Here is a 7,708-nt window from a genome sequence, read left to right on the forward strand (position 1 = left end):
AAGCGACGAAGCCTTGAGCGGGACCGGCCCCGGGATGCGGTTCACCGCGGCCGACGAGGAGAAGAGACGCGGCGTCCGCCGGATGAAGACCATCGCGACCGGCCTGCTGGCCTTCGCGACCCTGGTCTTCGCCCTGGCCACCTGGGCGAAGGCGGCCGGCGCCGGTGCCTGGGCCGGCTATCTGGCGGCCGCCGCCGAGGCCGGCATGGTCGGTGCGCTGGCCGACTGGTTCGCGGTGACCGCGCTGTTCCGGCGCCCCTTCGGCCTGCCCATCCCGCACACCGCGATCATCCCGACCAAGAAGGACTCCTTCGGCCGGTCGCTGGGCGACTTCGTCGGGGAGAACTTCCTCTCCGGCCAGGTGGTGCGCGAACGGCTCGCCGCGCTCGGCATCGCCCGCCGGCTGGGCGAGTGGCTGGCCGCGCCCGGCAGCGCCGAACGGGTCACCAAGGAGGCCTCGGCGGCGCTGCGCGGCGTGCTGGCGGTGCTCCGCGACGACGACGTGCAGGCGGTCGTCGCCGAGGCGGTGACCCGGCGGGCCGCCGCCACCTCGGTCGCCGAGCCGGCCGGCCGGATGCTCGGCAAGGTGGTCGCGGACGGCGGCCACCACGGGGTGGTCGACCTGGTCGCCGTCCGGGCGCACGACTGGCTGGCCGAGAACCACGCCGAGGTGGTCCAGCGGGTCACCCAGAAGACCCCCGGCTGGACCCCGAAGTTCCTCGACCACCAGGTCGGCGAACGGGTCTACAAGGAGCTGATGCGGTTCGTCACCGACATCAGGGACGACCAGGAGCACCCGGCGCGCGGCGCGATCGACAACTTCCTCGCCGACTTCGCCACCGAGCTGCAGACCGACCCGGAGACCATCGCCCGGGTCGAGCGGGCCAAGGGCGAGCTGATCGCCAGGCCCGAGGTGCAGGAGCTCATCGCCTCCACCTGGGCGGCCGTCCGCTCGCTGGTGCTGAACGCCGCCGAGGACGAGGACAGCGAGCTGCGCCGGCGCATCCGTGAGGGCGTGCGGACCTTCGGCGCGCGCCTGGCCACCGACCCCAAGCTCCAGGCCAAGGCGGACGGCTGGCTGCAGGACGCCGCCCAGTACCTGGTCGAGACCTACCGCACTGAGATCACCTCGCTGATCTCCGAGACGGTGGCGGGCTGGGACGCCGACGACGCCTCGCGCAAGATCGAGGCCAACGTCGGCCGGGACCTCCAGTTCATCCGGATCAACGGCACGGTGGTCGGCGCGCTGGCCGGGCTCCTGATCCACTCGCTGGCGGTCGCGTTCGGCGGCTGAGACAGCGGCGGTGTCTCCAACCGAAGCTTGAGACACCACCCGCAACAGGGCTCTGACCTGCGAAAACATCCTCGGTGGGGGTCGGGGACGTGGTGGGACGGCCGAAAACGGTCCGGCGGCCCCGGCGGCGTGCGCCAGAGTGGTCCCAGCAGGTTCCGCGGCACGGTGATCGACCGGGCCGCAGATCCGCCCGCAGATCGACGACGCGGTGGCGGGCGGGACGGCGGGGACAGCGGGCGGCACGGGGGTGTGCCCGCCGTCCCCACCGCACCGCCCGCCTCTATCCTTGCCAGCACCACCTTGTACGCGCGTAGAAGTACGCGCGGCGCGGCGGCTCGTCGAGGCAGAGGAAGAAAGGGCACCACCGTGGTCCAGCCGGACGGAAGTCGGATCGGAACCCCCAGCAGCACCCCCGCGGAGTCCGCGGACCGCTCCATCGAGGCGTTCATCGCCGCGATGCCGAAGGCGGAACTGCACGTCCACCACGTCGGATCGGCCTCGCCCCGGGTGGTCGCCGAACTGGCCGCCCGGCACGAGGGCCGGACCAAGGTGCCCCTCGATCCGGCGGCCCTCGCCGAGTACTTCACCTTCACCGACTTCGCGCACTTCATCGAGGTCTACCTGAGCGTCGTGGACCTGATCCGGGACGCCGAGGACGTCCGCGCCCTCACCTACGGCGTGGCCGAGGACATGGCCCGGCAGAACATCCGCTACGCCGAGCTGACCGTCACCCCGTACTCCTCGGTCAGCCGGGGCATCCCCGACGTCGCCTTCATGGAGGCCATCGAGGACGCCCGCCACCGCGCCGAGAAGGAGCTCGGGGTGGTGCTCCGCTGGTGCTTCGACATCCCCGGCGAGGCCGGTCTCGCGGCTGCGGAGGAGACCGCCCGGCTCGCCGTCGACCTGGCGCCCGAGGGTCTGGTCAGCTTCGGCCTCGGCGGCCCGGAGATCGGCGTCCCGCGCCCGCAGTTCAAGCCCTACTTCGACCGGGCGCGGGCGGCCGGCCTGCGCAGTGTCCCGCACGCGGGGGAGACCACCGGGCCGGAGACGGTCTGGGACGCGCTGCGGGTGCTCGGCGCCGAGCGGATCGGCCACGGCACCCAGGCGGTGAAGGACCGGGCGCTGCTCGACCACCTGGGCGAGCACCGGATCCCGCTGGAGGTCTGCCCGACCTCCAACATCGCCACCCGGGCGGTGGAGCGGATCGAGGACCACCCGATCAAGCGGATGGTCGAGGCCGGGCTGCTGGTGACCGTCAACAGCGACGACCCGCCGATGTTCGGCACCGACCTCAACACCGAGTACACGGTGGCGGCGCGGCTGCTCGGCCTGGACGAGGCCGGGGTGGCCGCGCTGGCGAAGAACGCGGTGGAGGCGTCCTTCCTCGATGCCACCGGCAAGGCCCGGCTGGCCGGGGAGATCGACGCCCACCTGACCCGGTGGCGCCAGGTCTGAGCGGCGGCTTCCCGCGGCTCCGGGGCCCCGTCGGCAGGTGCCGGCGGGGCCTTCGGCGTTCCCGGGCGTTCCCGGGCGGGGCTTTCGGTGCGGGCGGGCGGGGCCTTCGGTGCGGCCGGTGGGGCTTCCGGTGCGGGCGGGCGGGGCCGTTCGCCGGGGGTGGCGCCATTCACTCGTTCGAGTGGCGCCAATAAGTGGCGCCAAATCGCTCGACATGGCGCCATGCATGTGCCATTCTTCTGGACATGGACCTCACGCCGTACGTCGACAATCTCCGGCACGAGCTCGCGGTGGCCGCGGGTGCGGGCGGGGACGAAGCGCGCGCTCTGGCCGAGCGCCTGACCCTTCCGCTGGAGTCGGCCGCCCGGCTCACGCTGCTGAACGCACTCTCCGCCGCGATGGGGGAGGTGACCAGGGAGCTGGCCCCCGGATCGGTGGACGTCCGGCTGCGCGGGCTCGACCCGGAGTTCGTGGTCACCGTGCCGCCGGGCGCCGACTCGTTCCACGGACCGGGGCCGTTCCACGAGGCGGGGCCGGCCGGGTCGGGGTCGGTGGCGCCGTCGATGGCGCCACCGGTGGCGCCCTCCGGTGCGGCCGGTGAGGGCGAGGACGGCACCACCGCCCGGATCAACTTCCGGCTCCCCGGCCACCTCAAGGCCCGGGTCGAGGAGGCCGCCGGGCAGGAGGGCCTCTCCGTCAACGCCTGGCTGGTCCGGGCCGTCGCCGCCGCGCTGGAGCCGGCCGCACCCGCCAGGCCCGGGCCGAGGAGCAGCCGCGGGGTCGGCCAGGGCTTCACGGGCTGGGTCCGCTAACCACCGGCCCGGCCCCTCGATCATCCGTCAGTCACCCCTTTCACCTGCGGAAACGCAGCACAGAGCCACTAGGACGGAACAGCCATGCCTTCTTTCGACACCCCGGGCCCGATCCGCGCCACCCTGCGGTTCGACATCGGCTCGGTCCGGATCACGGCCGCCAAGCGCACCGACACCCTGGTCGAGGTCCGCCCGACCGACCCCGGCGCCGCGCTGGACGTCCGGCTCGCCGAGCAGGCCACGGTCTCCTGCGCCGACGGCGCCCTGGTCGTCAAGGTCCCGAAGAAGCGCGGGATCTTCGGGAAGACGGGATCGGTCGACATCACCGTCGAGGTCCCGGCCGGGTCCTCGGTGGACGCCGACGCGCCGATGGGCGACTTCCTGCTGGAGGGCGTCTTCGGCGACTGCCGGATCAAGACCTCGGTCGGCCGGATCCGGATCGACGAGGCGGCGGCCGTCGACCTGCGGAACGAGCTCGGGGACGTCCGGCTGGGGCGGGCCGACGGGGACGCCGAGGTGGCGTCCTCCGGCCGGATAGAGATCGGCACCGTCGGGGGCGCGTTGAAGGTCAAGAACCTCAACGGCGAGACCGTCGTCGGGGAGGTCGGCGGCGAGCTGCGGGCCGAGGCGGCCAACGGCGCCGTCACCGTCGGCACCGCGCTGGCCGGGGTCGACCTCCGGTCCGCCAACGGCAGCCTGCGGATCGGCGAACTCGTCCGGGGCCGCGCCGCGCTGGAGACCGCCATCGGCACCGTCGAGGTCGGCATCGCCGAGGGCACCGCCGCCTGGCTCGACGTGCACACCCAGGTCGGCTCGGTCCGGAACGCGCTGGACGCCTCGGGCGCGCCCGGCGGGGGCGGGGAGACCGTCCAGCTCACGGCCCGTACGCAGCTCGGTGACATCGTGATCCGGCGCGCCTGATCCAACCCCGGGCGTGTCCTTCAGACTGCCCGCGGCCGCCCGGACGGGGGGCGGCCGCGGGCTCCCGGGAGCGGGAGGGGGGGGGGGGGGGGGGGGGTCAGCGCGGCAGGCGGAGCGCCAGGCCGTCGAGGATGACCTCCAGGCCGTAGTTGAACTTCTGGTCGCGCAGGGCCTCGGGGTTCACCACGGCGTTGGCCGCGGCGTCGGCGAAGGCGTCGGCGAGGAAGTCGTGCCCGGCCACCGCCTCCGCGGCGGAGGGCATCAACCGGGCGATGAACTCGGCCTCGGTGTCGCCGCTCCTGGCCACCGTGGTGAGGAAGGCGGCCTCGGTGGTGCTCATCCCCAGGACGTAGGAGAGCACGGTGTCGATGGCCCGCGACGGCTCGGGGAAGCCGGCGGTCGCGAAGAGCGCGGCCATCCGCTCGGACACCGTCACCAGGTTGGGGCCCAGGTAGACCAGGCCGGCCTGGCCGATGACCGAGCCCAGCCAGCGGTGGCGCAGCGTGGTGGCCCGGAAGGACTCGCAGGTCAGGGTGACATGGGAGCGCCATTCGGTGGCGTCCGGGTCCGGGACGGGGATCTCGCCGAACACCTCGTCCACCGCGAGCTCGATCAGCTCGTCCTTGGTGGCGACGTGCCGGTAGAGCGAGGTCGCGCCGGCGTTGAGCCGGGCGCCGAGCTTCCGCATGGAGAGCGCCTCGACCCCGTCGGCGTCGAGCATCGCGATCGCCTCGCGGACGATCGTGTCCCGGCTGAGCACGGGCTGTTCGGGCTCCCGCTGCTGCCGGGCCCATACGGACGGGATCGGGTTCGTCGCCTTGGCGGCCACCGCTGGTCCTCCTTGGAATCGGTAACGGAAATCCCTGCGTACACCGTTCGCATCAAGCGTACAGGAATCAGGGTTGCGCACACTGTTCCGCAGTGCGTACAGTGTTCGCATCGACGGTACATCGTACGCATCGGGCGTACTTCGGAGGGGAAAAGACATGGAAGGCCGTAACCCACGGCGTTGGTGGATCCTGCTCGTGCTGTGCCTCAGCACGCTCGTCCTGGTGGTCGACAGCATGGCGCTCACCGTGGCGGTGCCGTCGATGACCGAGGACCTCAAGGCCACCGCGCAGGACACGCAGTGGATCCTCGACTCGTACATCCTGGTCTTCGCCGGCCTGCTGCTGACCTCGGGAAGCCTCGGCGACCGGTTCGGCCGCCGCAAGGTGATGATCGCCGGTCTGCTGCTCTTCGGCGCGGCCTCGCTGGCGGCGACGCTCTGCAGCAACCCCGGTGAGGTCATCGCGAGCCGGGTGGCGATGGGCGTGGGCGGCGCGCTGATCATGCCCTCGACGCTGTCGATCCTCATCACCGTCTTCGACGAGGACGAGCGGGGCAAGGCCATGGCGGCCTGGGGCTCGGTCTCGATGCTCGGCCTGGTCGGCAGCCCGGTGCTGGGCGGCGTGCTGATCGACCACTTCTCCTGGCACTCGATCTTCTTCATCAACGTGCCGGTGGTGGTCGTGGCGATCACGGCCGCGCTGCTCCTGATGCCCGAGTCCAAGGGGCCCTGGCAGAAGCCGGACCCGCTGGGCGCGGTCCTCTCGGCGGTCGGCATGACGGCGCTGATCTGGTGGATCATCGAGATCCCGAAGCACGGCGCGTTCGGCGGCAGCTCGCTGGTCACCCTGCTGGTCGCGGTCGCGGCCCTCGGCGGTTTCGTGGTCTGGGAGAACAAGGTCGCGGAGCCGATGGTGCCGCTGGCGCTCTTCAAGAAGCGCAACTTCAGCGGCGGTTCGCTCTCGCTGACCCTGGTGCAGATCGGCAACGGCGGCCTGCTGCTGGTCCTCACCCAGTACCTGCAGTTCGTGCTGGACTACTCGCCGGTCAAGGCGGGCACGGCCTTCGTGCCGATGGCGGTCGCCGCGCTGATCGGCAACGGCGCCGGCGCCGGGCTGAGCGCCAAGACCGGCCACCGGCCGCTGGTCCTGGTCGGCATGGGCCTGATGGCCGGCTCGTTCGTCCTGCTCAGCACGGTCGACGCGGACACCGGCTTCACCGTCCCGGCGGTGGCACTGGGCCTGCTCGGCCTGGGCGCCGGCCTCGCGATGCCGGCCGCGGTCGGCGCGCTGATGAGCGAGATCCCGGCCGAGAAGGCGGGCGTCGGCTCCGCGCTCAACGACACCATCCAGCAGGCGGGCACCGCGCTCGGCATCGCGATCCTCGGGTCCCTGCTGGCCAGCGGCTACGCCGACAAGATGCCGGCCGGCTCCTCCGAGCAGGCCAAGCAGTCGATCGTCGGCGCGCTGGCCGAGGCCAAGGGCGACCCCGCCGCGGTGCACGCCGCCCGGGAGGCGTTCACCTCGGCGATGTCGACCACCCTCATGGTGAGCGCGGCGGGCGTTCTCGCGGCGGCCCTGGTGGCGGCGCTGGTGCTGCGGAACCGCAAGCCGGGCGCCCCCGCCGAGGCTCCCGGAGCGGCCAAGGAGGACATGGCCGAGCTGGCGGTCTGACGAACACGAGGCACGCGAAAGGCCGGCACCCCGTCACGGGGGGCCGGCCTTCGGCGTACCTCGGCACGCTCGGAGCACGATCCCGGCGCGATCTCAGCGCGCTCCGGTGCGCTCCGGTGCGAGAGGTCAGAGCACGATGTAGTCGGTCTTGTCGTTCCAGCTGCCGCCGTACGGGTAGCCGAGACCGGTGAGGTTGTAGCAGTTGCCGTTCCACAGGTAGACCGACGGGTCCGGCTGCAGGGTGCGGTCGTCGTAGAGCGTGAGGTCCCCGCCGTTGCGGAACACGCAGGCGGAGCTGGCCCGGTCGCGGAACGACCAGTCGGAGAGGTACTTGGTGCCGGGCTCCGACCAGCGCAGCAGCAGACCGGAGAAGTTGACGTCCTCCCAGAGGCAGGCCCAGCCGGACGGGCAGTCCGCGGTGGACTGCGCCACCTGGCCGCCGGTGGCGGGGGCCGCGGCGCCGGCGGCCTTGGCGGCCTTGACGGCGAGGGCCGCCGCCGGGTCGAGGGTGGTGAGCGCCTGGTCGGCCTCGGCGACACTGTCGTGGCAGTACACCGCACCGCCCTTCACCTCGGTGCAGACGCTGGCGCCGGCCCAGCCCTGGGCCAGGTCGATCTTCTTGCCGCGGTAGGTGGCGATCACCGGCGTGGACGGCGTTGCCTTCGCCGGGCCGGCGGACTGCGGGGCGTCGGCGGACGGGGCCGTCGGAACGGACGGCGCGGGCG

Annotated in this window: 7 protein-coding genes; 5 read left to right on the forward strand and 2 right to left on the reverse strand. The window is 72.7% G+C overall.

The genetic code is table 11. The features are described from left to right. Nucleotides 1-13 precede the first annotated feature (13 nt). The 4 genes from VR45_RS16975 (at nucleotide 14) to VR45_RS16990 (ending at nucleotide 4,482) form a co-directional block, all read left to right on the forward strand. Nucleotides 14-1,294 carry a DUF445 domain-containing protein gene (locus VR45_RS16975; protein WP_234371419.1) on the forward strand — a complete coding sequence of 427 codons (1,281 nt, stop codon included), beginning with the start codon at nucleotides 14-16 and terminating at the stop codon, nucleotides 1,292-1,294. A 390-nt stretch (nucleotides 1,295-1,684) separates the two neighbouring features. Continuing rightward, the gene (locus tag VR45_RS16980) at nucleotides 1,685-2,749 is read left to right on the forward strand and encodes an adenosine deaminase (protein ID WP_286163278.1); all 1,065 of its coding nucleotides are present in this window, start codon (nucleotides 1,685-1,687) and stop codon (nucleotides 2,747-2,749) included. A gap of 245 nt (nucleotides 2,750-2,994) precedes the next feature. After that, nucleotides 2,995-3,561, forward strand: coding sequence for a toxin-antitoxin system HicB family antitoxin (locus VR45_RS16985; RefSeq protein WP_045940609.1), 567 nt, complete (start codon nucleotides 2,995-2,997; stop codon nucleotides 3,559-3,561). Nucleotides 3,562-3,645: 84 nt separating this feature from the next. Then, nucleotides 3,646-4,482 (forward strand): hypothetical protein, encoded by an 837-nt coding sequence (locus VR45_RS16990; RefSeq protein WP_045940610.1) that lies wholly within the window; start codon nucleotides 3,646-3,648, stop codon nucleotides 4,480-4,482. Between the two features lie 97 nt (nucleotides 4,483-4,579). On the opposite strand, the gene VR45_RS16995 is transcribed toward VR45_RS16990, so the two are convergent. Further along, nucleotides 4,580-5,311: a TetR/AcrR family transcriptional regulator gene (locus VR45_RS16995; protein WP_045940611.1), complete on the reverse strand. Its 732-nt coding sequence runs from the start codon at nucleotides 5,309-5,311 to the stop codon at nucleotides 4,580-4,582. Nucleotides 5,312-5,468: 157 nt separating this feature from the next. Here VR45_RS16995 and VR45_RS17000 point away from each other — a divergent pair, with 157 nt between their 5' ends. Further along, nucleotides 5,469-6,983 (forward strand): MFS transporter, encoded by a 1,515-nt coding sequence (locus VR45_RS17000; protein WP_045940612.1) that lies wholly within the window; start codon nucleotides 5,469-5,471, stop codon nucleotides 6,981-6,983. A gap of 126 nt (nucleotides 6,984-7,109) precedes the next feature. On the opposite strand, the gene VR45_RS17005 is transcribed toward VR45_RS17000, so the two are convergent. Then, a partial coding sequence (locus VR45_RS17005; protein WP_159394240.1) for a peptidase inhibitor family I36 protein occupies nucleotides 7,110-7,708 on the reverse strand: 599 nt, incomplete at its 5' end.

This window comes from Streptomyces sp. NRRL S-495 (assembly GCF_000966955.1).
Taxonomy (GTDB): domain Bacteria; phylum Actinomycetota; class Actinomycetes; order Streptomycetales; family Streptomycetaceae; genus Kitasatospora; species Kitasatospora purpeofusca.